The 534-nt window shown below is 68.9% G+C and carries 1 protein-coding gene; it reads left to right on the forward strand.

Translation table 11 applies throughout. The features are described 5' to 3' along the window. On the forward strand, window positions 1–534 hold a 534-nt coding region (locus BIV25_RS46070), incomplete at both ends, for a radical SAM protein (protein WP_371273159.1).

The raw sequence follows: 534 nt of genomic DNA on the forward strand, positions 1-534 counted from the left end.
CAGCTCGTCATCCACTCCCTCGGCGCGTCCGAGGTCGAGCACATGGCCCGGATCAGCGGCGTGTCCGTCGAGGAGGCCATCACCCGGATCCACGCGGCGGGCCTGGACTCCTTCGCGGGTGCGGGCGCCGAACTGCTCCCGGAGCGGCCGCGCAAGGCCATCGCGCCGCTGAAGGAGTCCGGCGAGCGCTGGCTGGAGATCATGGAGACCGCGCACAAGCTCGGCGTGGAGTCCACGTCCACCATGCTGATGGGCACGGGTGAGACGAACGCCGAGCGCATCGAGCACCTGCGGATGATCCGGGACGTCCAGGACCGTACGGGCGGCTTCCGCGCCTTCATCCCGTACACCTACCAGCCCGAGAACAACCACCTCAAGGGCCGCACCCAGGCCACCCTCTTCGAGTACCTGCGGATGATCGCGATCGCCCGCCTCTTCCTCGACAACGTCCAGCACATCCAGGGCTCCTGGCTCACCACCGGCAAGGAGGTCGGCCAGCTGTCGCTCCACTACGGCGCCGACGACCTCGGCTCG

Origin of the sequence: Streptomyces sp. MUSC 14 (assembly GCF_001866675.1) — a bacterium.
Taxonomy (GTDB): Bacteria; Actinomycetota; Actinomycetes; order Streptomycetales; family Streptomycetaceae; genus Streptomyces.